This window comes from Fictibacillus phosphorivorans (assembly GCF_001619875.1).
Lineage (GTDB): Bacteria > Bacillota > Bacilli > Bacillales > Fictibacillaceae > Fictibacillus > Fictibacillus phosphorivorans_B.
Window position 1 is genome coordinate 481414 of record NZ_LRFC01000023.1, and the last position, 24572, is coordinate 505985.

General features: G+C 39.4%; 25 protein-coding genes. 6 read left to right on the forward strand and 19 right to left on the reverse strand.

Going from position 1 to position 24572, the window contains the following annotated elements; all coding sequences use genetic code 11:
• Positions 1–12: 12 nt before the first annotated feature.
• A complete protein-coding gene (locus tag AWM68_RS11830) occupies positions 13–936 on the reverse strand; it encodes a rhodanese-related sulfurtransferase (protein WP_066241698.1) in 924 nt (307 codons plus the stop codon).
• Positions 937–1030: 94 nt separating this feature from the next.
• Positions 1031–1549 (reverse strand): ankyrin repeat domain-containing protein, encoded by a 519-nt coding sequence (locus AWM68_RS11835; RefSeq protein WP_066241702.1) that lies wholly within the window; start codon positions 1547–1549, stop codon positions 1031–1033.
• 147 nt (positions 1550–1696) lie between these two features.
• Here AWM68_RS11835 and AWM68_RS11840 point away from each other — a divergent pair, with 147 nt between their 5' ends.
• Together AWM68_RS11840 and AWM68_RS11845 are read left to right on the forward strand one after the other, a co-directional pair.
• Positions 1697–2473, forward strand: a complete 777-nt coding sequence (locus AWM68_RS11840; protein WP_231868418.1) for a LysM peptidoglycan-binding domain-containing protein — start codon at positions 1697–1699, stop codon at positions 2471–2473.
• A 207-nt stretch (positions 2474–2680) separates the two neighbouring features.
• Positions 2681–2887: a hypothetical protein gene (locus AWM68_RS11845; RefSeq protein ID WP_066241704.1), complete on the forward strand. Its 207-nt coding sequence runs from the start codon at positions 2681–2683 to the stop codon at positions 2885–2887.
• A 4-nt stretch (positions 2888–2891) separates the two neighbouring features.
• On the opposite strand, the gene AWM68_RS11850 is transcribed toward AWM68_RS11845, so the two are convergent.
• The 7 genes from AWM68_RS11850 to racA form a co-directional block, all read right to left on the reverse strand.
• Positions 2892–4940: a molybdopterin-containing oxidoreductase family protein gene (locus AWM68_RS11850; protein ID WP_066241707.1), complete on the reverse strand. Its 2049-nt coding sequence runs from the start codon at positions 4938–4940 to the stop codon at positions 2892–2894.
• 202 nt (positions 4941–5142) lie between these two features.
• Complete coding sequence (locus tag AWM68_RS11855; protein WP_066241710.1) at positions 5143–5922, reverse strand: TerC family protein; 780 nt, start codon at positions 5920–5922, stop codon at positions 5143–5145.
• Between the two features lie 219 nt (positions 5923–6141).
• Positions 6142–6438 carry a YciI family protein gene (locus tag AWM68_RS11860; RefSeq protein WP_066241714.1) on the reverse strand — a complete coding sequence of 99 codons (297 nt, stop codon included), beginning with the start codon at positions 6436–6438 and terminating at the stop codon, positions 6142–6144.
• 62 nt (positions 6439–6500) lie between these two features.
• Entirely contained in the window at positions 6501–7724 is a 1224-nt protein-coding gene (locus AWM68_RS11865) for a DEAD/DEAH box helicase (protein ID WP_066241717.1), read from the reverse strand.
• Positions 7721–8260: a hypothetical protein gene (locus AWM68_RS11870; RefSeq protein WP_066241720.1), complete on the reverse strand. Its 540-nt coding sequence runs from the start codon at positions 8258–8260 to the stop codon at positions 7721–7723. Before AWM68_RS11870 ends, AWM68_RS11865 begins: the two co-directional genes overlap by 4 nt.
• 57 nt (positions 8261–8317) lie before the next feature.
• A complete protein-coding gene (locus tag AWM68_RS11875) occupies positions 8318–8680 on the reverse strand; it encodes a YppE family protein (RefSeq protein WP_066241723.1) in 363 nt (120 codons plus the stop codon).
• 224 nt (positions 8681–8904) lie between these two features.
• Complete coding sequence (gene racA / locus AWM68_RS11880) at positions 8905–9420, reverse strand: chromosome-anchoring protein RacA (protein WP_082820683.1); 516 nt, start codon at positions 9418–9420, stop codon at positions 8905–8907.
• 213 nt (positions 9421–9633) lie between these two features.
• Between racA and AWM68_RS21455 the strand changes: the two genes are divergently transcribed.
• Positions 9634–9774, forward strand: coding sequence for a hypothetical protein (locus AWM68_RS21455; protein ID WP_156488391.1), 141 nt, complete (start codon positions 9634–9636; stop codon positions 9772–9774).
• A 35-nt stretch (positions 9775–9809) separates the two neighbouring features.
• Here the strand turns inward: AWM68_RS21455 and AWM68_RS11885 are convergent, their stop codons facing one another.
• Positions 9810–10766 carry a DUF2515 domain-containing protein gene (locus tag AWM68_RS11885; RefSeq protein WP_066241730.1) on the reverse strand — a complete coding sequence of 319 codons (957 nt, stop codon included), beginning with the start codon at positions 10764–10766 and terminating at the stop codon, positions 9810–9812.
• Positions 10767–10897: 131 nt separating this feature from the next.
• On the opposite strand from AWM68_RS11885, the gene AWM68_RS11890 reads away from it, so the two are divergent.
• From AWM68_RS11890 to AWM68_RS11900, 3 genes are all read left to right on the forward strand, one after another.
• Positions 10898–11143 (forward strand): glutaredoxin family protein, encoded by a 246-nt coding sequence (locus AWM68_RS11890; protein WP_156488392.1) that lies wholly within the window; start codon positions 10898–10900, stop codon positions 11141–11143.
• 69 nt (positions 11144–11212) lie between these two features.
• A complete protein-coding gene (recU, locus tag AWM68_RS11895; protein WP_066241733.1) occupies positions 11213–11818 on the forward strand; it encodes a Holliday junction resolvase RecU in 606 nt (201 codons plus the stop codon).
• Positions 11819–11907: 89 nt separating this feature from the next.
• Positions 11908–14502: a transglycosylase domain-containing protein gene (locus tag AWM68_RS11900; protein WP_066241736.1), complete on the forward strand. Its 2595-nt coding sequence runs from the start codon at positions 11908–11910 to the stop codon at positions 14500–14502.
• A gap of 65 nt (positions 14503–14567) precedes the next feature.
• Here AWM68_RS11900 and AWM68_RS11905 read toward each other — a convergent pair whose 3' ends face one another.
• From AWM68_RS11905 to AWM68_RS11940, 9 genes are all read right to left on the reverse strand, one after another.
• Positions 14568–15830 carry a glycosyl hydrolase family 18 protein gene (locus tag AWM68_RS11905; protein ID WP_066241739.1) on the reverse strand — a complete coding sequence of 421 codons (1263 nt, stop codon included), beginning with the start codon at positions 15828–15830 and terminating at the stop codon, positions 14568–14570.
• Positions 15831–15885: 55 nt separating this feature from the next.
• Entirely contained in the window at positions 15886–16239 is a 354-nt protein-coding gene (locus AWM68_RS11910; protein ID WP_066241742.1) for a YpoC family protein, read from the reverse strand.
• Between the two features lie 156 nt (positions 16240–16395).
• Positions 16396–17067, reverse strand: a complete 672-nt coding sequence (nth, locus tag AWM68_RS11915) for an endonuclease III (RefSeq protein ID WP_066241745.1) — start codon at positions 17065–17067, stop codon at positions 16396–16398.
• Between the two features lie 58 nt (positions 17068–17125).
• Entirely contained in the window at positions 17126–17839 is a 714-nt protein-coding gene (locus AWM68_RS11920; protein WP_066241748.1) for a DnaD domain-containing protein, read from the reverse strand.
• A 321-nt stretch (positions 17840–18160) separates the two neighbouring features.
• Entirely contained in the window at positions 18161–19453 is a 1293-nt protein-coding gene (gene asnS / locus AWM68_RS11925; RefSeq protein WP_066241752.1) for an asparagine--tRNA ligase, read from the reverse strand.
• A gap of 68 nt (positions 19454–19521) precedes the next feature.
• Positions 19522–20712 (reverse strand): pyridoxal phosphate-dependent aminotransferase, encoded by a 1191-nt coding sequence (locus AWM68_RS11930; RefSeq protein ID WP_066241756.1) that lies wholly within the window; start codon positions 20710–20712, stop codon positions 19522–19524.
• 24 nt (positions 20713–20736) lie between these two features.
• Positions 20737–21222 carry a DUF5590 domain-containing protein gene (locus AWM68_RS11935; RefSeq protein WP_066241759.1) on the reverse strand — a complete coding sequence of 162 codons (486 nt, stop codon included), beginning with the start codon at positions 21220–21222 and terminating at the stop codon, positions 20737–20739.
• Positions 21223–21234: 12 nt separating this feature from the next.
• A complete protein-coding gene (locus tag AWM68_RS21065) occupies positions 21235–21405 on the reverse strand; it encodes a YpmA family protein (RefSeq protein ID WP_082820684.1) in 171 nt (56 codons plus the stop codon).
• A 465-nt stretch (positions 21406–21870) separates the two neighbouring features.
• Positions 21871–24396 carry a cyanophycinase gene (locus AWM68_RS11940; protein WP_066241762.1) on the reverse strand — a complete coding sequence of 842 codons (2526 nt, stop codon included), beginning with the start codon at positions 24394–24396 and terminating at the stop codon, positions 21871–21873.
• Between the last annotated feature and the right edge of the window lie 176 nt (positions 24397–24572).

Genomic DNA, 24572 nt, shown 5'->3' on the forward strand with positions numbered 1-24572 from the left:
AAAAGCCCTCCTTTACAAAGGAGAACTTTCGCTTTCTGCTTCACATTCTTTTATATATCGGTTCCATGGGTGTTCTTTGCATTCTTTGCTGCATGAACGCTTATGTTCATGCTCGCACTCTTCACACATCAATAAATGAGCGTTGCATTCTGGGTTGCCGCATTTAACGTAACGTTCTTCGGGTTCTCCGCAATGGTAACACTTTCCAACCACGGTTTCTTCACCGCTTCTGTTTACAGGCACAGATATACGTTCATCAAAGACATAGCATTTTCCATCCCATAGCTTGCCTTTTACTTCTTCATCATAACCGTAGGAGATAATTCCGCCTTCTAACTGTGATACATCTTTAAATCCTTCTTTTACTAAAAATCCTGAGAATTTTTCACAGCGGATCCCACCCGTGCAATAGGTCAGAACCTTTTTGTCTTTAAACTGACTAAAATTTTCACGCACCCATTGAGGCAACTCTCTAAATGTTTCCACGTCTGGCCTGATCGCATTTTTGAAATGACCAAGATCATATTCATATGTGTTTCGTGCATCAAGTATGACAACATCTTCTTGCTTTATTGCTTCAAGCCATTCTTTTGGTGAGAGATGCTTTCCTGTAAGTTCATTCGGGTTCACATCATCTTCTAAGTTAAGATGAACCAGTTCTGGGCGAACACGGACCTTCATCTTCTTAAAGACATGGTCGTTCGATTGCTCTATTTTAAAAACCGTATCTGAAAACCGAGGGTCTTTCTTCATCACTTGCATATACTTTTCCGTCTGATCGACCGATCCAGAAACAGTGCCATTGATACCTTCATGTGCCACAAGGATTCTGCCTTTTAATCCAATTTCTTTACAAAGAGCGAGATGTTCTTCTTTAAATTCTTCAGGATTCTCGATTGAGACATATTTATAATATAACAATACTTGAAATTTCATATATTTCACCTGCTTCTGCTTCTCTTAAAAAACTACCTTTCCTATAATAACAAATTATGAGAAAAAGAAAAATACAGGACGCCATCCTGTATTTTTAGATTTTATTTAACGTGTAATTTTGCAATAGCGAAGCTGCTTCAATCGATTCTTCTTCTTCGGCTAATTGAAGTGCGGTCTTCCCGTCCCCTTTAACAAGGAAGGGGTCTGCTCCTCTTTCGATAAAATAGGATATCATTTCGGGGTCGTTGTGCTGTGCTGCTTGATGAAGGATCGTCCACCCCCCGCTCTGCTGTTCGTTAATATCCGCTCCATTCGCTAATAAGAGACCGATCATTTCTTGACGATTCTTCATATTTGCCGCAGCAGCATGAAGCGGGGTGTTTGCCATGTTGTTCCCTGACTTCACATGAACATCTGCTCCTTTTTCAAGGAGCAGTCTAACGATATCAATATGGCCAAAATGCGCGGCTAAATGTAGAGGTGACCATCCATCATTTAAAGCATCTATTTGTACATTTTCATTTTTTAACAAGTCCTCAATTTCTGTTTTCTTACCATCCATTGCTGCTTGATGCAGACTCATAACATCACCCTTTCTTAATAGTTGGTTCAAGACTACTTCTTCTTAACAGCGCAAAAACCCTTCAAGATACATTTATTTACAAAATTTTTCTGCCATTCCCAGTTGTTTACCGTGCAGAATTATGTGAACATTTAAATAGTGAAAGTCGTTGGGGGAACTGGATATTTGGGGGATATTATGCGTTTAAAAATATTATCTTTATCATTAGCAGCATTTTTAATGATGGGTACAGCTGCTTATGCTTCGACACCTTATACGGTTCAGCAAAATGACACACTGTGGAAGATCTCACAAAGTAAAAATGTAAGCCTTTCTCATTTACTAGGTATGAACCGGGTTACTAGTTATTCAATCTATCCTGGTCAAACAATCTACATTCCGTCTTCTTCAAGAATTTATACTGTTAAAGCAGGAGACACACTTTATAAAATCGCTTCGGCGTCAAATGTTAGTTTATGGGCAATTCAACAGGTAAATCCTCAGATCAAGCAAATCAATTGGGTTTATCCTGGACAAGTTATAGACCTGCCAGCTTCTGCTGCTCAAAAACCTGCAGCACCGGCACCTTCTACAGCTCAACCTTCTGTTGGTTCCTATGCGACTCAAGTTGCACAGATCGTGAACCAAGAACGTCAAAAAGCCGGCCTTGCCCCATTAACACTTGATGCTGAATTAAGCAATGTTGCTATGGCAAAAGCAAAAGACATGATCGCAAAAAACTATTTTGATCATAATTCACCAACTTACGGATCGCCGTTTGAAATGATGCGCAGCTTTGGAATCAATTACACTGCTGCAGGTGAAAACATTGCTAAAGGACAAACTTCTCCACAAGCCGTCATGACGGATTGGATGAACAGTCCTGGTCACCGCCAAAACATTTTAAGCTCTAATTATGACTCCATTGGTGTTGCTTATTACCAAGGAGCTTGGGTACAGTTATTCAAAAAATAAGGATCTTCCGCACGACTTCCACTATAAAAGCATGCAGCTCATTAGCCGCATGCTTTTATTCATTCTTCAAAAAAACTATATTTCTCCTTGAAAATAGTGTGCCTTATATCGTTAAAAATCACAATGTTCAACTAAAATATGAATTTTGTATATGTTTTGTTGATGTAATGGTATATTTGAATGAATTACTCTATGGGAGAGAAATATATGAAATCTAAACTGCACAGCTGGATTCATAAAAATAAATTAGATAAACAATGGTTACACAATGTTAGCGGCTTCCCCGCGTACCAAGTTAAAAAACTCTTAAATGACCCCCTATACAAGCCAGATGGTACAACGATGCGGATCGTATTAAGTAATGTTAAGAAGAAAGATGACTCCGCAAAATTGAGTGATTTTTGGGATGTATAATGATCTAATTCTTTTCTTTTGTTGGTTCAACAGTAACCCTTCCTGAAAAAAATGTTGCACCGCCGCCCATGTCAGCGATACGGTCTGGAGTCAGCGAGTTGACCAGATGTTTAGTTGTTTGATTTGCGCTCCAAAGACCTTGCGTAACTGCTACACCAGGAAGAACATTTTCTCCAATATCTGCTTTAAGAATGCATTCCCCGCGTTCGTTCCAAACCCTTATCTGCTCTCCATCTTTTATACCTAATGATTCAGCATCAGATCGATTCAAAACAATAACTGGCTCTTTTTCCAACTCGACATGTTTGGATTGGTTCGCAAATGTTGAGTTCAAAAAGTTATGGTTTGGCCCCGCTATAAAGAGGAGGGGATGTTCTGATTCCATTGGCAAAGGGGTGTAAGTCGGCAAAGGCGGAAAACCGTCCTGTTTCATTTTTTCTGAGTACAGCTCTATCTTTCCACTCGGGGTCGGGAGTGTGACAGGAAACACAGCCTCTGCTTTCATATATTGATGTTTTGCCAAAGTTTCATAGTTTATTTTAGATATATATGGATTCAGCGGATTTGTGAGCGCTTGATCAATTAACTCTGCATCTGTTTCTATAAAAGCTGTTTCATCAAAATCCATAGCTTTTGCTAAAAGCCTGAACACATCTGTGTTTGATTTAGCTTCCTCATAAGGCTCAGTCACTGGCTGCTGCAGCTGAATGTAGTGATGCCAATACGATGAATAGAAATCTGTATTTTCAAAGGAAGAAGTAGCTGGCAAAACAATATCTGCATACCTCGCTGTTTCTGTTAAAAATAGTTCATGTACAACTGTAAACAAGTCTTCTCGTTTTAAACCTTTTCGAACTTTGTTTCCTGCAGGAGCAACAACAGCTGGATTACTTCCATAGACAAAGAGTGACTTAACGGGTGGCTCTAGAGAAAGCAACGCTTCTCCCAATAGATTCATATTGATTTTTCGCGTTTCTTTGTTTTTCAGCAAATCTGTACGCTGTAACGCATCCGCATTGTGATACAAGTATGCGGAATTTCCTTTAATCGCTCCACCGCCTTTTACTTGCCACTGTCCAGTTAAAGCAGGAAGACAGGAGATTGTTCTCACAAACATCCCGCCATTGTCGTGATGCTGCGGTCCGTTGCCAATTCGAATTAAGCTAGGTGAGGTCTTTCCGTACATTCTTGCTAGCTTTACAATGTCCTCCTTTGGTATGCCCGTAATGGCAGCAACAGATGATGGATCATACTGTTTTACATGCTCACAAAGCTCCTCATGACCTACCGTAAATTGCTCGAGGAATGAGGTGTTCACGATGTTTTCACCAAACAAAATATGCATCAATCCTAAAGCCAAAGCGGTATCCGTCCCAGGTAAAATCGGTATGAACCAATCTGCCAATCTGGCTGTTTGATTTTTATGTACATCAATTACAATAATCTTAGCGCCATTTTGCTTTCGAGCTTTTTGGGCAAGAGCGATTTGATGCATGTTCGTGCTCACCGCATTAATCCCCCAAAATATGAATAGTTTGGTGTGAACGGTGTCCTCGGGATCAATTCCATAGCTACCGCCCATTGTATATTTATAGCCTACTGCACCAGCAGAATTGCAGATACTCCTATCAAGTTGAGACGCACCCAAACGGTTAAAAAAACGGCGATCCATTCCTTCCGCACTAAGGTTCCCCATATTTCCGTAAAAGCTGTATGGTAGAATACTTTCTGCACCATCACTTTTCAGAAGTTCTTTCCACCGAGTAGAAATCACTTCTATCGCTTCATCCCAGCTAATTCGAACAAACTCACCATCACCTTTAGTACCAATGCGTTTCATCGGATATTTGAGTCTTTTTTCGTCATACATTCGTTCTGTTATGTTACGTACTTTATTGCAAATAAACCCTTTTGTCACCGGGTGATTTGGATCACCCTCAACCTTCGTAATTTTACCGTTCTTTTTATGTAGAAGCAGACCGCATTGATCAGGGCAGTCTAGTGAACAAACGGAAGGAAAAATACCATCTGGCCGATCAATAAAAGTTGTCATATTTTTTCTCCTCTCCCTATCGTGTCTTCTATCCATTTGAAAGTTATCAATTGTCTGGTAAGAAATATTTATTTTATTTTATCACAGCGTAAGATACGATGAGATATGGAGTCTTAGAAGACATAGAATTTAAAAAACAATGCAAAAAGCGACCAGAGCACAGCTTCTGATCGCTTACTATTCCAACTACTGATTAAAAATTTTATTGTACGGAACCACTATTCTTTTCTGATTTCTTGGCTGGCGCAAACCATCCTATTAATGCGATCGCAATCAGCACCCCATAAAAAATAATCGTCCAAACGGTACTGTGTGGAAAATGATGGTCTAAAATTCCGATATCTTTGTGTGCCAGTGTGATTACAGCCAGCTTGACACCCACCCAAGCTACAATGGCATACGCAGTTGTTTCTAATGCAGGACGTTTATCAAGCAGCTGTACAAACCAGGTGGCAGCAAATTTAATTAAAACAAGACCAGCGATACCTCCTAAAAGCACTACAATAAACTGTCCACCATCCATGCCCCCGAAGTCATCAAGTGGTGAATCAGGAAGACCCAAGGCAAGAGCAACGGCTGCCAAAATCGAATCAATCGCAAAAGCAAGGTCAGCAATAGCAATTTTTCCTACTGTCGGCCAAAAACTTTTCCCTGCGGATTCCTCTTCCACTTCTTCTTGAATGTTCTCGTTTTCTTTTCCAAATTTCGCTTTAATAACATGCTTTAACCCCAGGTATAGAAGATAAGCTGCACCTATCGCCTGAATCTGCCAAACATTTGCAATAAATGAGATCGCAAAAAGCGCACCAAATCGAAAGACAAAAGCCATTATAATTCCATAATTAATTGCTCTTTTTTTCTGTTCTTCAGGTAAATGTTTTGCAATAACAGCTAGTACAAGCGCATTGTCAGCTGATAACAAACCTTCTAACCCGATTAAAATTAACAATGCCCAAGCATACTCTAGCCAAATAGATTCCATCTACATCTCTCCCTTATATATTTCCTGCTGCATGATAAGTAATAGCTATAGAATTCCCCGAATAGCCACAAGGTACTCCTAATTATCCTTATCTCAAAACGATTTCTATCCGATTTTGTTTTTTTATAGAAAAACTATTACCTGTGCCAGACTTTTAAACCCTTATGTAAACAAAAAACACTGTAACAATGGATGTTACAGTGTTTAACAATGTACTTGTTAATCCTTTATGAGTGAAACACGGAATGGATAAAGGTTCCCTGTCATGATTTCACCTTTGATGGCTGGGTCATTCTCCATGATTTTTAGCGCTTCTTCTTTAATCGTATTATGAAGGATGACTATTCCAAATGAAGCATCTAAACATGGGCCGGCTAAAACCAACTTCCCCTCTTCTAATAGGTTTTGGAGGTATTTAAAATGGGATAGCATTATCTTCTGTTCGTTATCCGTTTGATTCTCCATAAATTGAGCTTTTACCGGTATAATTTGATATAAGAATTCTGTCGTTTCCAAGTAATCTCTCCCCTTTATAGATTCACATTCTATAAAGATTGGAAATATCCTTTTGGTTATTTTTATCTTTTGTTTTTACTTGTGTCTGATTTTCGGTGTGCCGGCTTACCGCTTTTTTGTCCAGCTGTACGTTTATCTGACGTTCTTGGTTTTACAGTATCCTCTTTTATGATAACTTCTCCATGGTCAAGAAATTGCTTTTGAAGAGGAACATTCATTTTAGCCGTCCATTTTTTTACGGATGTTAATTCAGCCTTTGTCACAAGAGAGACAACCGTTCCTTCTTTCCCCATGCGGCCAGTTCTTCCCGAACGATGCACATATTGTTTAACATCTTCAGGCATTTCAAAATGAACAACATGTGTAACGTCTGGAATATCCAGTCCACGTGTCGCCACATCTGTCGTTAAAAGAACAGGTATTTTTCCAATCTTAAAATCATTCAATACTTTTTGTCTATCTTGTTTTGTTGAATTTCCTGCTAAAACACCCAGTTTTATTTTTTTATACTCAAGCTTATTAGCAAACTCATCCATCTTCATGGAACTATTGATAAATACCATTGCTTTAATACCAGGTGTATGTCTAATTAACTTTCGCAGGTTATCCACTTTGTCACGGTAATCAGAAACCATGAAGGTGTGCGTTACTTCACTCTTTACTGCTTCTTTTTCCACTTTAACAACTACAGGACCTACCGCTAATTTTTTTGACCATTCTTCTGTCTTATTATTGATCGTTGCTGAGACAAAAACAAGCTGGCGGTCTTTTAAAGTCGCAGCGATTACTTGTTCCACATCTCCGTTGAAACCTGCTTCAATGATATGATCTGCTTCATCGATCACGATCGTTTTCACTTCATGTACTTTTAATTTTTTGTTTTGAATCAATTCTTTAACACGGCCAGGAGTACCAACGATATATTGCGGCTTCTTTTTCAGTTTATCTAACTGGCGCTGCATGTTTGCTCCACCAATAAGTGATGCACCGCTAAGACCGCTGTTTTCTGTGAACTTTTGACAAACCTCATAGATCTGCATGGCTAATTCTCGTGTTGGTGCCAAAAAGAGAACTTGAGCATTTTTTACTTCTGGGTTTAATTTCGAAAGAGCTGGCAACGCATAAGCAAGTGTCTTACCAGTACCAGTAGGTGATTCAATAATCATGTCCTTATTTTCTAATTGATCTGGTATGGATCGTTCTTGAATGTCAGTTAATGCTGAAAAGCCGCTCTTGTCCCAAGCGTTTTGGATAAATTCCGGAAAAATATGTAGCGATTGTGTCATTTTTTATACCCCTTAAAATAGTCATTCATTTCGTTCATAGACGCGATTAATTGTTCTAGTACAAGTGAAATTCGTTCAGGTTCTTCTTCAGATGCTGGCTTTTGTAATTGAATGAAGATTGTATCGCGAAATACATGTCTTGGCTCTCCATATATATAAGTAAGCTTTTGCTGAATGTCACTTTTTAAATCTCCGCTTCCCCATTTTTTTAAAATAGATTGAAGCTGCTTGCAGTCTGTTTCAATTTCGTATACCGGTGTTTCAATGCTTACGGATAGCTTGCTGCCTGCTCCGTCAGGGTTGTCATTTAACTTCTCCATCGCCAAATCCTCAAGTGTTGACGTTAAGCAAATATTTCCTTTCATTGATTCCCCGATTGTTGAGACCACGAAATCAATCGAATAGTTTCTTTCCATGATTGCATGATCCATTAAATCTTTTCGGTTTACTATTTCAATTTCTCCTGAAAAATCAAGGTCATAAACAGCTCCTTCGAGCACAACCTTTAGATTATCATAAACGGATGGATGATACATCTTGTTCTCTCCCTAATTTTTAAAAACGGTATTTAATTACGGTACGTGAAATTTTTATTATTGCTGCTCAGACATTTGAACTTTAAGCTGGTTCAGCACATAAAGAACAGATTTTACCATTTCCGTGATACGCTTGTCTTTCATTTTCTTTTGAAAGACATACACGCCGAGGTATCCCATGTTTTCGGCAGCTGTTTTGATTTGCATCGGGTATAAATATTTAGGTTTATTCGACAAGACCCAATCCCTTGCAAGAGGCTCCCATTCTTTGACGCGAAAATGAACACGATCAGCAAAAGGTTTTACTTCTTTAAAAAAGTCCGCTTCTTCTTCCCTTATTTTTGTTTCCGTTCTATAAATATGAAACGCTTCATCTATATCAGCAATAAGATCGTTCGTTAATTTTAATAAATGGCTCATAAAAAAATCCCTCCATTCTTTATATCCTACCAAAGAATGAAGAGACTTACACTTTTTGATTATTTTTGTGTGTTTATGGATATTCTCTTGTTATTGAAAGCGGTTGATTTCCGCTCCAGATGCTCGCTTTCCGCCGGGCAGGCGTTGAGCTTCTTACGCACCAATCAACTTGTAATGAAGTAAGCGGAGGAACATGCTATATTATAACTTTTAAAATAGACTAATTATAGAGTAAACAGACTCACGAACCAGTTCTTTTTTGGCTTTTCTTTCACGTATAGTCGCTCTTCTGGAAAATTTTGCTTCAGAAGTGCTACTTCTAAATCTTGCAGACGAGCTTCCATGTTCTCCATCTTTTTGATCAATTCTTCAAGTTCTGATGCATGCTGCAGCATTTGGTAGGACACGACGGCATCTGCTTTCTCTTCCACTTTTTTCTCTAAAGCTTCAATTGCTGCATTCAAGCGATTGAACTTCTCTTCAAATTGGGTTGGCAGTTCGAATGATTGCTCTGTCGTTTGGATGGTTTGGATTTGAATGTCACTCATTAATAGTCCGTTGTCTAGCTGCGATTTAATTTCTTTTAACTGATCAATGTCATCTTGTTTGAATAGATAGTGTCCATGCTCATTCTTATCACATTGAATGTTAAAATGCCTAACCCAGCGTTGAACTGTTGTCGGATTCACCCCAAGTTCCTCAGAGACAGTTTTGGTTTTCATCAATACCATTTCCATCATGAATCCCTCCCCGTTTTCTTATGGTTACTCATTTCGAGCATTCTCCTTCCATCCCCTTCACACCTGACAAAACTAGTTTTCATTCGCCAAAGAAAGTGGAATATAACGGAATCACTTCAAATTCGACACTCAATTTGTTGATTGTTTGTATATTCAGTCGCAACAACTCCAAAACTAAGAAAAGTTCACGTGAAACAAAAAGGAGGTGCCAACATGAACCAAGACAGCAAACAACAGCAGCAGCAAAATCAGTATACGAACCCTGATACAACGGGTACTCAGAAGAAGGATCAAAAAGAAAACACAGGCTATGGTGATAAAAAACTGAATGGCCCAGATATCCCAAGCACGTAAATAGTCAAAAGACGGCTCACTCTAAGCCGTCTTTTTTATGCATGCTGAATCCATTCTTTTAAAAGAATTCCTATTTTTAATTGTCGTTGTTTTTGTTTATACCAGTCTGTCAGACAGATGTTATCTAACGGTTTAACTTCTCCATAGAACTTTTCTGTAGGCATGGTTTTCTTGTACCAGTCATTTCTCTTTGCTGCGTGATGCTGAATGACCGGAAAAGACATGCGTAAAAATGGCGTTTCTCTTTTTTTGTCCGGATAGATGTACTTCTCAAAATCATATCTTGACCCGGTATGTGTGACTTTATTGGAGAAGGACAAGATTGCTTTGCTCCACTTCGATTCAAAAAGAATGGTATATAATTTTTTCCCTGTTTCGATTCGATTCGTAGTTTTTTTAAATCCATGCACTGAGATTCCGATTATCTCTCCTGACTCTACAGGAAAAAGAACAGTGCTAAAATGCATATAATCTTGCAACAGAAACGGAACACTCGAAAATACCCTTCTTTTATAAAACCCCTCGTTAATGACAGGCTTTTCGATCACATGCTGCTCGTTGATGATCAAAGATGTGCATATGCGCTTCAACTCTCTCATTTTCCAAAATCGGTTCCATTCGATCTCCATGAATCTTGAAACGCCAAAATAACTTAATAAATGAAAGAGTGGTATTCCTTGCAGTTTCGAATACTCGTACAGCAGAAGCTGAGGATATGCATCTTGAAAGATCAGCCAGTTTGCCCGTTCGTACGTGAGGAACAAGTGCTTTCTCGTATCACTAGACAGCATTCTTGGCAGCCAGTCCCCTTTTAAGTCACACATGCTATATCCTGCATTCCTTGAAACCATACTCGCAAGCATCGCCCACCTGATTTCAGGGTTGCGCTTAAAAAAAGAAGCATAGCTTACGGTACGTGAAATATTATCACGATTTTGTGAATTCGTTTCGCTTCGTATGTTATGTATAATCTCCTCTATATGCTTCTGCATACTGATTCTCCCTGCCTTTCGTCCTATTTTCTATCGTTCACTTTCATGCTATAAAATATTTGTGTCATATAAGAAAAAAGAGTAAACTAATGGTTATGAAAGATGCATTTGGAAAAAGGAGGCATAAACAATTGGAGAAAAAAGTGATACTATACACACAAGAAACGTGCCCTCCATGTTTTGCAGAAAAAGAGTGGCTAAAAGCAAATGACATTCCTTTTGAAGAACGAGATATACGTAAAAACAAAGCGCATATGCAAGAAGTGATCGACCTAGGTGCTTCTGCTACACCTGTGACCGTTATTGAAACGACGGAAAGCAAAGAGATCGTTATGGGCTTTCAAGAAGATGAACTTTCTCGACTATTAAAAAAGTAAACATCTAACGGCTATGTGTATCTTTTTCTTAATGCGCATAGCCATCTTTCGTTGTAAAGGGGATGAATCATGGGTACTTTCCATTATCCGAACGGTAAGAAAGTGACTTCTATCGTGAAAAAACAATCTTCATCTTCTATTAAAAAACAAATTTCATACAGCAACAGAGGAATGTCGTTAGAGGATGATATCAATCAAAGCAACGAGTACTATCTTTTAACCAATCAAGCAATCATCCATAAGAAACCTACTCCGGTTCAGATCGTAAATGTAGAATATCCAAAACGGTCTGCTGCCGTCATTCGTGAAGCGTATTTCAAACTCGCTTCTACGACCGATTATAATGGGGTGTATAAAGGAAGATACATTGATTTTGAAGCAAAAGAAACGAAGAATAAAACGAGCTTTCCGTTAAAGAACTTTCACGAGCACCAGCTCATCCATATGCAGCACATCTTAGATCATGGAGGCATCTCGTTTGTTATTCTCCGCTTCTCATCAACAGATGAGAGCTTTTTATTCGACAGCTCTCACCTGATTTCATTTTGGAAAGAACAAAGTTTAGGAAGAAAATCTATTCCAAAGGGTGAAATTGAGGAAAAAGGACATTCTATTACTATAGGGTATCAGCCTCGGCTTAATTACTTACATGTAGTAGATTCAGTCTACTTTTAATCATCACCTTCATTGTTCATAAATTGTCAAAAGCCGTCGAATAATTGAACATGTTCATTTTTTTATGAAGTTGAAAGGTTGGTAAAACTATGTCAAAAGATTACCGAAGCCGTATGGAACGCAGACAATCTAGCGATGGCTCCAAACCGGCTAATAAAACAAAAAAACCTAGACGCGGACGCAGCTGGAAGAAGACTCTTTTGCTGCTTGCTGTTATTCTAGGAATTCTAGGACTATTAACTGTCGGTGTGATTGCAGCGACTTCACCAAAATTAGATCCGAAAAAACTTGAGACTCCCGTATCCTCGAAGATTATGGATATGAACGACGAAGAAGCAACACTCGTTGCTGGTGATGAAAAGAGAATTCGTGTTAAAATCAACGAGATTCCAGTGCACGTGCAAAATGCCTTTATCGCAACAGAAGACGTGCGATTTCGAGAGCATAGTGGAATTGACGTACGACGTATCGCAGGCGCAGCTTTTGCTAACGTAACGGAAGGTTTTGGAGCAGAAGGTGCGAGTACAATCTCTCAACAGGTTATTAAAAATACGGTATTAACAAATGAAAAATCACTTACACGGAAAATACGTGAAGCATATTTATCTGTTCAGTTAGAACAAAAGTATTCTAAAGATCAGATTCTAGAGATGTATCTAAACAAGATCTTTTTTGGTAATCGGGCATTTGGAATTGCGACAGCATCAAAAGTTTATTTCAACAAGGATGTAGATGAACTAGAAATACAAGAAGCTGCCCTTTTAGCTGGTCTGCCAAAAGCACCGAGCTACTATAATCCACTTGTTAATCCAAAAGAAGCAGAACATCGACGTAATGTTGTGTTGAATTTAATGGCACAGCATAAGTTCATCACAAAAGAAGAAGCAGAAAAAGCTAAGAGCATTCCTGTAAAAGATATGATTGATAAAGGTAGCGTTAATACAGAATCGCGTCCTTATGATGCATATATCAAACAGGTTATAGACGATCTAAAAGATATTGAAGGGCTCGAAGAAGCGGACATCTACTCTTCCGGACTCAAAATTTATACAAATTTAGATCCGAAAGCACAGCAAACTACCGAAGACGTATTAAAAGCTAAATTAGAAAATGAGAATAAAATCCTGCAATCAGGAGTTGCTTTAGTAGATACGAAGACAGGCGCAATTCGTGCTGTAGGAAGTGGTCGTGGCGGTGAGTTAAGTAACTATTTCTCTTCTAAGATTAAACGCCAGCCAGGATCTACGATTAAGCCAATTTTAGACTATGGTCCTGCAATCGAAAATAAAAAGTGGAACACGGGTTATATCTTAAAAGATGAACCAGTTGAACTAAAAGATATCACGATCAACAATTTTAACGATCGTAACGTTGGGGATATCTCAATGCGTCAAGCGCTCGTTGAATCAAAGAATACGACAGCGGTTCGTGCTTTCCAAGAAGTTGGACCGGAAGAAGCAACAGATTTTGCTAACAAGTTAGGATTTGATTTGGATCCTGACACTACGTATCCGTCTTATGCTATTGGTGGTTTTGAAAAAGGTATCTCCCCTCTTACACTTGCTGGTGCATATACATCATTTGGTAATGGAGGAACCTACTCAAAACCAACAACGATCCGTAAAGTTGAATTCCCGGATGGTCGTGTAATTGAAGTAGATTCTGAACCGAAAGCCGCCATGAAAGATTACACTGCTTATATGATTACAGATATGCTTAAAGATGTAATGGATCGCGGTACAGGACGAGAAGCTAACGTAAGCGGATTGAACTTAGCTGGTAAAACAGGTACGACAAACTATTCAAAAGAAGATCGTGATAAATATGGCTTTCCTGAAGGTGCAACAAAAGATGCTTGGATGGCCGGCTATACACCAACCTATACTGCAGCGGTATGGACTGGTTACGCAGATATGAAAGAAGGCCTATATCTGAACGACAATGAAGCTGATTACTCAAAACAGATTTTCCGTGACATTATGAGTCAGCTTGACCATAAGAACACCGATTTCAAGAAGCCTAAATCTGTCATTGAAGTAGCGATGGAAAAAGGAACAGGCAAACGAGCTGGTGAGTTCACGCCTAGTTCTGAAAAAATCATTGAGCTATTCGTTAAAGGAACAAACCTTCCTGGTGTGAGTGATAAGTTTGAAAAGCCATCAACGATTGAAGGTTTAGAAGCGAAGTACAACGAAAAGAAAAATGAGATCGAAGTTAAATGGAACTACGAAAAGAAAAAAGGTGTAACCTTTAAAGTTCTAGCGAGCTATAACGACGGACCGATGCAGGAACGTGCAACGATTAACGATACGAAATTTGTTGTTCCATCCCCTGCCCCAGGTAAATATTCGTTCCAAGTCATAGCAGTCGACAGCGAAACTAACACGCAAAGTGAACCTGCGGAAACATCTATTACGATAGAAGCACCTGAAGGAGAAGGTCCACCTCCTGGCGAGGGTGAACCAGGTACTCCTCCAGGGCAAGAACCTGGCACACAGCCGCCTGGTCAAGGTGAGCCTGGCACTCCTCCTCCTAGTGAGGGTGAACCAGGTACTCCTCCTGGACAAGAGCCTGGCACACAGCCGCCTGGTCAAGGTGAACCTGGCACTCCTCCTCCAGGGCAAGATGGAGGCAGGGAACAAGGTGGAAACACAGGAGGACTACTCCCTCAATTCAACCAATAAAACATGTAAAAAACCGTCAGCCTATTAAGCTGACGGTTTTTTTGTTTGTCTTTGGAACAGAGAGCTCACTTGATATTATAACGGTCGATTAAATAATTCCAAAAAACAGGATAGCCGAATGAAAGATTCCAAAAACTTACCCCTGCAAAGTTGTACTGATCTACAACATCAAACTTTGCTTTCATACTCCTCAAATCCTCAAACCAAACAACATGCTCTTTTTTATCTTTGTCCCAATACCGAAAAAACGGTGCTTCATCTTTTCTGCTGTACTTGATTGCCGCTTTCCGTTTTCCGGCAAGCTGTGTCGCTTGAACAGGATTTAGAGCTTTTGCAAACTCCCCGCCTGGTTTAAAGGGAAGTTTCCAGTCATACCCGTATAAATTGATTCCCATCAAAATTTTTCTTGGATCGATCTCACTAACCGCATAATCTAGCACTTTTTTCACAGAAGGAAGTGGACTAACAGCCATCGGCGGACCGCCGCTATATCCCCATTCGTAAGTCATGAGAATCACGTAATCTACGATCTCACCGTGTGCTTTATAATCATGTGATTCATACCATTCTCCTTGCTGAGTGGCAGAAATCTTTGGTGCTACCGCTGTCATCACGATATAGTTTTCCTGGTGCATCCTCTCTGTCAATGTTCTTAAAAACTGATTATAAGCTTCTTTGTTCTGCTTTCCGAGAAACTCAAAATCAACAGAGATTCCTTCATAGCCCTTTTGTTTCATAATCCTAATTGATTCATTGATCACTTTGTTCGTGATCTCTTTATTCGTCAGAATCGCTGTACCAACTTCTTCACTGAACTCTCCGTCTTTAATGTTTGTAATTGCCATGATTGGCTTGACGTTACGATTTTTTGCATCCTTTATAAAGGCCTGATCGTTAAGGGGTTTAAATTCACCTTTTTCGTTTACTTCGTAGCTGAAGATTGTCACATAACTTAATCCTTTAGCAGCTGCATCAAAATTCGCCTGAGCTTTTGGCACAGGTTCTGCAAAGGCATTCGTCGTGATTGTCCTTTTACTGCGCTGTGGAACATTTAATTGCGTTCCTGCCTTTAAGGTCGCATCTGATATCCCAGGATTCGCCTGCTGAAGCTGTGCGACCGATACCCCGATTCTTTTGCCGATCTCTTCTAGCGAATCTCCAGGCTGTACGGTATATGAAAATGGGGTTGGTATAAAAAGTGTCTGACCCACCGAAAGTACATCTTTCTCTGTAAGTCTATTTACAGCGGCTAGTTCTTGCCATGGGAGTTTATAATATTGTGACAGTTTCCAAAGAGAATCCCCTCTTTTCACCACATGAATCTGCATGATACCCCTCCTAAAAACGTCTCATGTCATCATCATATGTCCTAAAGCCTTGTCCTTATGTACTACGTCTTAAAAGTATGACACTTTTCTTTTCCCATTCAGAAAATAACTCACTAAGCTGAATAAACGATTGATAGTGATCGGGGTGCTCTTCAATAAACCTTAGTCGTTCTGCCGCATTTACCGGAAGATGCTTCAACTCCTTGATAACATCTTTCCACTCTATCCATTCTTGCTCCGTTGCATCCCTTCCATTACAGACAAAAAGCGCCTGTAAAAAACGGTTCAAGAAATACACCATCGGTTCTTTCGCACGTTTTTTGTCTCGATTTTTAAAGTTCTGCGCTATCCCCTCTGAATTCTCTTTCCATTCTAAAAATATCTTATCTGCCATTTCTTTCTGATTCATCTTAACGCCCCCACATTTATCTGCGTACAAAAAAGAGTTTATCCACAGATAATCTCTTATCTAAACCTATTCTAACTCTTTAAAAGAGGGTATTCCAAGTAGCTTGGCCAACTATTTCCATCTCATAAGTAAAAAAGACTCGAAAATGACGTTACGTCAATTCCGAGTCAATTTTTTCTTTTCTTTTTGGTTCATTCTTTTTTTGCCTTCACGGCAGATTGAAAGTAGCGGACATTCTGGACAGTTCGGGTTTTGAGCTTTGCAATGATATCTACCAAAAAAGATTAAACGGTGATGTGTAGCTCCCCAAAGCGTTTTTGGAATCTTCTTCATAAGTGTTTCTTCTACTTGAAGTACAGAATCTTTCCATTTGCAGATTCCGAGCCTTTTTGATACCCGTTCAACATGAGTATCAACAGCAATAGCAGGAACCCCGTAAGCCACAGACACAACAACGTTTGCGGTTTTTCTTCCTACACCTGGCAGTTTTGTCAGTTCATCACGATCTTTTGGGATCTCGCCTCGGTATTCTGTTAAAACAAGTTCACTCAGTTTTTGAATGTTTTTTGCTTTATTTCGATAAAGTCCGATCGACCGAATATCATCTTGCAGTTCTTCTAAGGAGACATTCAGATAATCCTGTGGCGTTTTATATTTATCAAATAGTTTCGGCGTCACTTTATTTACAAGTGCATCTGTACATTGAGCAGACAGAAGCACGGCGATTGTTAACTCAAACGGATTCGAGTGATTCAGCTCACAATGAGCATCTGGAAACATGTCCTCGATCTGTTCTAAACAAAATTGAATCTGTGCTTTGTTTAACACGTAGCTCTTCCCTCCAATTATAAAAAGAAAGGCCAAATTGCTATGGCCTCTTCCTGTTTTATGATTCCAGCCAATTGTAAGCGGGTCTTTTTAGCCCAGAATCTTTTCGCGTCTGCTCTTGTTGACCTGTTCGCTGCAACTGTCTGACTCTGAACTTTTCACCGTACATTTTGGCAGCTTCTGGACTTGTGATACCGTTTTTCTTCCACTCAAATAATATACGGTCTATGTATCTGAAGTTTAATTTTCCAGAAAGAACTGACTCTTTCAGTGCAGATAGAATCAACTGGGGAGATTGTTGATCTTCATCCATCCAAATCTTTAAGGTTTCAAGCTCCATAGGAGATAATGGACGTCCGAATTCTTTTTCAAATAATACAAAAACATTCTGTTCCTGGTTTTCCTTTTGAACCTCTTTTTGGATCTGTTCTTCTTCTTTTAAACATTGAAGAAGTCTGTTCCAAAGAGGCTGAAGTGTATAAGCTTCAAAATAGACGCCTTTTTCTTTATCTTCGTATTGATCCATCCCAAGAACGCCTCTTCCGATTAACGAACGCAGCATGGATGATACGTCGTTACTGGATGCTGACATTCTTTCAGAAAGTTCGACTGGAGTCGGAAAATAGTTTCCTGATTCTACAAAAACATGAAGCTGGATAAACAACATGCATTCGTTATCAGTTAATCCGATCTTTTTGTACGTTTTTACTAACATATTAGGGATACTGACAGACCCTTCAGCCATCCATCGTTCAAATAGTGTACCGTTCATTTTAAAACACCTCTATTTCCATTATAGCATATAAAACTCGCTTTTTTCTTTTCACTAAACTGGTGAATGTTGAGAAAAAACGAGGTTTAAAGGGAAGAAGCAGATGATGGTGTTTATGTCGAAATTTGTAGAATCGCCTTTATTTTGTTATAAAGACTTAATTAGGCAGCAATTAGACTTAATTTTTTTATTTAAGACTTAATTGACTGCGAAAATGAATTAATTTTTCTTCAAATCGGCCTAATGGGGTTTTATACACGCTTAAAACACTTCTAAGAACAATAAAAAATCTCCCATGAACAGGGAGATTTCTAATTTAACTTAAGGATATAAACGGTTCAATAGACGAGGGAATGGAATGGTTTCACGAACGTGTTCCGCTCCTGAGATCCAAGCTACTGTACGCTCTAATCCAAGACCGAATCCTGAATGAGGAACACTTCCGTATTTTCTGAGTTCAAGATACCATTTGTAGGCATCGTCTGTTAAACCATGCTCCTCATAACGCTGTTCCATTAGTGCAAGGTCATCAATACGCTGACTTCCACCGATGATTTCTCCGTATCCTTCAGGAGCGATCAAATCTGCACACAATACAACATCTTCACGGTTCGGATCTGGCTTCATATAGAATGCTTTAATGTCTTTCGGATAGTTCGTGATGAATACCGGCTTGTCGAAGCTTTCAGCGATCGCTGTTTCGTGAGGTGCACCGAAGTCGTCTCCCCACTCGATATCATCAAAGCCTTTTTCTTTTAACATCTTGATTGCGTCATCATAAGAAACTCGAGGGAAAGGAGCTTTTACGTTCTCTAGTTTTGAGATATCGCGCCCTAGTGTCTTCAGTTCGTTCTCACAACGTTTAATGACAGATTGAACAATATGTGAAATAAACTGTTCTTGAATTTCAAGAGATTCTTCGTGTTCAACAAAAGCCATCTCAGGCTCGATCATCCAGAACTCGATCAAGTGCCGGCGAGTTTTTGATTTCTCTGCACGGAATGTAGGACCGAACGAATAGACTTTTCCAAGCGCCATTGCTGCTGCTTCCATGTAGAGTTGTCCACTTTGTGAAAGATAAGCATCTTCTTCAAAGTATTTTGTGTGGAACAGTGATGTTGTTCCTTCAGCAGAGCTTCCGGTAAGAATCGGCGGATCTACTTTTACGAAATCATTGTTGTAGAAGAACTCGTTCACCGCGTGGATGATCTCGTTACGGATCTTTAAGATTGCGTGCTGACGCTTAGAACGGATCCACAGATGACGGTGGTCCATCAGAAATTCAGTTCCGTGTTCTTTCGGTGTGATCGGATAGTCAACCGCTTGATGAAGCACTTCAACATCTGTTACTTCAAGTTCAACACCAAGAGCTGATCGCTCATCCTCTTTAACGGTTCCTGTTACGTAAAGACTTGATTCTTGAGTAAGTCCTTTTGCTTTTGCGAAGATCTCTTCACCAACTTCACTCTTTACGACAACACCTTGAACAAATCCAGATCCATCGCGAAGCTGTAAAAAAGCAATCTTTCCAGAAGAACGCTTATTTGAGAGCCATGCTCCGATCGTTACGGTTTTGCCCACATGTTCACTAAGCTTGTTTATCGTCGTTTTCACTACATGTACCTCCACTGTACTAAATATCAATATCTACCAAAAAATTATGAATGAGAAATTTCTAAAAATCAATCATTACTTGCGCTTGAGTTGATAAAACGCTCGATTCGGTCTAACGCCTCCATGATCGTATCAAGACTTGTTGCATAGGAAAGTCTCACATTGTCAGGCGCTCCAAATCCTGATCCAGGAACGAGAGCCACTTTTTCTTCTTCTAAAAGAGCTTCTACCCACTCATCCACTGAAGAGAAACCTGTCATTTTGACCGCTTCTGTTGCATTTGGGAACAAATAGAACGCACCGTTCGGTTTAACACATGTGATACCAGGGATGGTAACCAATCTATCGTACACTTTGTTCATACGCTCTTCAAACGCTTGTCGCATTTCTTCAACAGGTTCTTGCGTGCCATTATATGCTGCAAGAGCACCGTGTTGAGAAGTTGTCGTTGGGTTTGATGTGCTATGGCTGTCTAAGTTTGTCATCGCTTTAATAATTTTAGCATCACCTGCAGCAAAACCAATTCTCCACCCTGTCATCGCATGCGATTTGGACAGACCATTGATGATGATCGTCTGCTTTTTCAGTTCAGGTGAAAGCTCTGCGATCGAAGTATGCTTCACTCCGCCATATACAAGCTTTTCGTAGATTTCATCAGACACGATCAAGATATCGTTCTCTAGACACACTTCACCGATCGCGCTTAATTCTTCTGCTGAATAAAGAGATCCTGTCGGGTTGCTTGGAGAATTCAATACTAATGCTTTTGTTCGTTCTGTGATTACTTTTTTCAAATCTTCTGCCGTAATCTTAAACTGGTTCTCTTCTTTACCTTCTAAATAAACAGGTGTCCCGTCAGCTAATTTCACTTGTTCTGGGTAGCTCACCCAATATGGAATCGGAATGATTACCTCGTCACCTTCATCCAGAATCGCTTGGAACAAAGAGTACAATGAATGTTTTGCACCAGTACTAACAATGATTTCAGAAGTTTCATATGTTAGGCCCTGATCTTGCTTCAGTTTGTTTACGATCGCTGTTTTAAGCGAAAGAAGTCCACCAGAAGCCGTATATTTTGTGTGCCCTTCTTTCATAGACTCATATGCAGCTTCTATAATATGTATCGGTGTATTAAAGTCAGGTTCACCTGCCCCTAGTGCGATTACATCGTGCCCTTCTGCCTTTAATTGATTTGCCTTTGCTGTAATTGCCAGAGTTGTTGAAGGAGTCAATGCCTCCACACGTTTTGCAAGCTTCATACTACTAAATCCCTCCACTTTTTATTATTCTTCAGCTTCTTTAAGACGATAGATTTCGTAACGTTTACCCGTTTCAAAATATCCATAATAATAGGTGTAGCGATCTTGATCATCATAATAAACAACTTCCCACAATGGAATACCATCTTCCATGCCTAAACGGCTGTCGACGATCTCCTTTGCATCATAGTTCGTTCTGACAAAATCAAGAATTTGTTTCTCTGATAATCCCTTCTTAGCGATCTCAGAAGTCACTTCTTCATCTTCACCGACCCAAACGATCATGTCTGTACCGTTTTTGTTCTTGCCTTCTACTACATAATAAGTTTCATTCTTAAAAAAGTGATCCACATTAGTAATTGAGACAAGATTTTTTTCTCTTTTGGCGATTTCAACAGCTTCGGCTTCCTTTTTTGCAGGCTTGGCTTGAACACCACTATAAAGATAGTAAGCTTGCCAGCTTGCTAAGAACAGGATTCCAATAATAACAAGTATCCACTTTTTTCCCATATTTCAGCCTTCCTATGTGCGATAGATCGTAAAAATCATCTTATTTTTATTTTCATCATCTAACGCGAGACCAAACATTAAATCTTGATGTTTTAATGTTTTGTTCAGTTCAGATACTACTTTGTACAAGTCGCTGGACTTGTCCACCTTTAGCGTCGAAAGAACTTCAATTTTGCTTTCCACGGTTCTTCCTCCTCTTACATTACAATCTTATCCTAGTTTACTATAGCAGAAATCTTGTGAAAGTGGTACTTTAGAATCCCCAAAAAAGACGGAAAATGTCTTTGTTTAAGGCTGTAGTGGTAAACTTTTTGCACACTTAAATTTAGATTCATCTTATGATTCATACAAAAAAATGACAGATGAGTTAAAACCCACTTATATCGGAGATCTACTTAAGATAAACGTAGTCCCCACCTGGTAATTTGAAAAATTCCAATATTAATTTCACTAATTTCATGATTATTTTGACAAACTTAGACTTTATAATGACGAATATTGCCTTTATATTGACGAATCGATCTATTTCGCAGGGTTCGGACTAAGATTATAGTCCTTGCCTGACTTAGAAGCTGTTCAACAGTTCCTGAACACGATCAAACCGACCAAATTTTTTTCTGGTCGGTTTTACAAGGTAATTATGATCAATTAATCTTTCTTTACAAATACAGGCGTTATATCAAGAGATACATTCACAAAAGAATAATCATCTTTCTGACCATCCGTATATCCCCAATAACCTTCTGTTTCAGCCGTTTTTCTAAAGTTCAGCTCAAAACCTTTACCATTATTGAAACTGTAACTTTTCACATTCGCAGTACCAGCATTATCTATGAGATTGTATGAGATGAATCTGTTTAAAACGCCGTGAGCACTTAAGACACCAGAATGAGGGGGTACTTTGTGATCGGAATATTCATAACCTGTTGTGCTGGCTTTTTTCTCGTTGATGGAAATCTCTTTTGTTGCAAGATCAAGTGCATCCCCTTGATTAATCCATGATAGCTTAATATTCTTATACTGACTTTGTCCAAGCCCGCTCTTTGCTTGTTTGGACAGATCTACTAGGGTTACGCCACCTCTGCCTACAACTTCCGCCTTCTTCTGTTCATTGTATACGACTAAGGCTGTATCCTCGTCTATTCCATATGATAGTTTATTGTGATCGCCTTTTTCATTAGAAACCGCGATCAATCGGCCAAGACGTGCTTTGTTATCAAAATGCTGATCGACAATGCCAAATTCGAAGAAACCAAGCCCTCTTTCTAAATAGCCTGGACCGCCTTCTTGCTGAAGCATTCCATCATACGTTTGTGTAAAACCGGATGCAAGCGTATCATAGCTTCCACCGCCAGCAATCATAACATCACTCATAATGGCAGCTCCTGCACTTGTGCCGCCAAGTACTGCTCCATTGCGATACGTATCCCAGATGGCATCAAGCACTATGGAGTTTGTACCGTCTTTGTTTAACAGTGATGCTGTAATTTGAGTTTGATCTCCACCAACAAACCATATGGCATCTAATTTTTCTACTTTTCTAGCAAGTTCTTCATTATTTTTATTAAGATCTGCCCATTGGGACTCATCTTCAGATGTTCCTTTGTAATTCGTTACAGACAGCGGCAGAATTTCTATATTATCTGCTTTCATACCATAGGAAACGAGGTCTTTCTTAAACAATTCGGAAGACTTTAAGCTTGAGCTGGCTGCAGGAATAATTCCCACTTTGGAATTTTCTTTTTGTTTGGAGAGGTCAATAAATTTCTTGAAAACATCAGCGTTTGTACTTCCTAAAGATCCACCAGCAATCAAAAGCTTTCCTTTGACAGGCTTTGTACGGTCAATAACGGGTGCTGTAAACTCTGAAGGTTTGTATGCTGAGAAAGCATCCTTATTTTCTGAAAAACTAACCTTTTTAGGCTCTACATCAAATGCAACGTTTGTAAACGAGTAGTCGTCTTTTTGTCCGTCTTTATAGCCCCAATAGCCTTTTGTGTTCTCTGTCTTTCTGAACGTAAGCTGAAAGCCATTTCCCGCTGAATCATATAAATAACCTTTTACTTCGTTTGTTGTCGCGTTATCAACTAATGAAAAAGAGAGATATTCTTTCAATCTTCCATAAGACGTAAAAACACCTGTTGCATCCAATGGCTTGAATTCGTAATACTCATATCCATTCGTTACATCTTTATGGTCGCTTATCATAAATTCTTTTGTTGCCACATTCAGCTGATCTCCTGAAACAAGGTGACTTAAGTAAACATCTTGAAATTGTGCTCTTTTTGAACCGGTGACTTTAGCCTTGCTCACATCTACTACAGATACACCGCTTCTTCCTACAACCTTTACCCTTTTTTCTTTGTTGTTCACAACAAGCGCCGTATCCTCATCTACTCCATAAGCGTATTGACCACTTGCTTTTTCTTTTAGAGCAGTCATAACAAGTCGGCCAAGGCGAGCACGCTCATCAAAATGCTGATCTACGATTCCGTATTTAAAAAAGCCAAGACCTCTTTCTAAATAAACTGGTTCAATCTCTCCATCTGTTCCTCTCTTGTCTTTCTTTACAAATTCATTATTTAGACCACCTAAGCTGTCTCCACCAGCAATCATCACATCGCTCATGATGGCTGCTCCTGCACTCGTACCGCCAATGACGCCTCCTTCATGGTACATTTTCCAAATGGCTTCAAGCGCTTTTGTCTGATCTCCATTTGGTTTAACTAAAGTATCTGTGATGCGTAGCTGATCTCCTCCAACAAACCAAATCGCGCTCAACCCTTCAATTTCTTTTGCGATTTGCTCACTGTTCGCGTTCTTTCTCCATTTTGATTCATCCTCTGGTGTCCCGCTAAAGTCACGATTTGCAAGGGGAACAATCTCAATCTGCTCTGCACTTACTCCATAAGCAACCAAGTCTTTTTTAAAACTTTGGGAGGACTTTAGAGAACTGCTCGCTGCAGGGACGATTCCGATTTTCGCCTTTTCTTTACCGCCAGCTAATTGAATAAATTCGTTAAAAACTGCTTTATTGCTGCTACCTAAAGCACCACCAGCGATCATAAGATTTCCTTTTATGTCCCTCGGGTCATTTGCAAAGCTCACGGAAGTCGTGGATAATGATAGACCGAGAGCAAAAGAAAGTGTTGCAGCCATCCATTTTTTGTTCAAAATCATCTCTCCTTCAATATTTTTTGATAACCTTATAAGAACTTAATTCGCACAAGACTTCCTTGCACTTTTATTTGAAAATTCAAATTTATACATGCAAGTTGTGTGCCAGAGCACCGACAGTCTGTCCTATCAAGGTCTTTTAAAACAGACAATCTATTTGGTTATCATCAGGA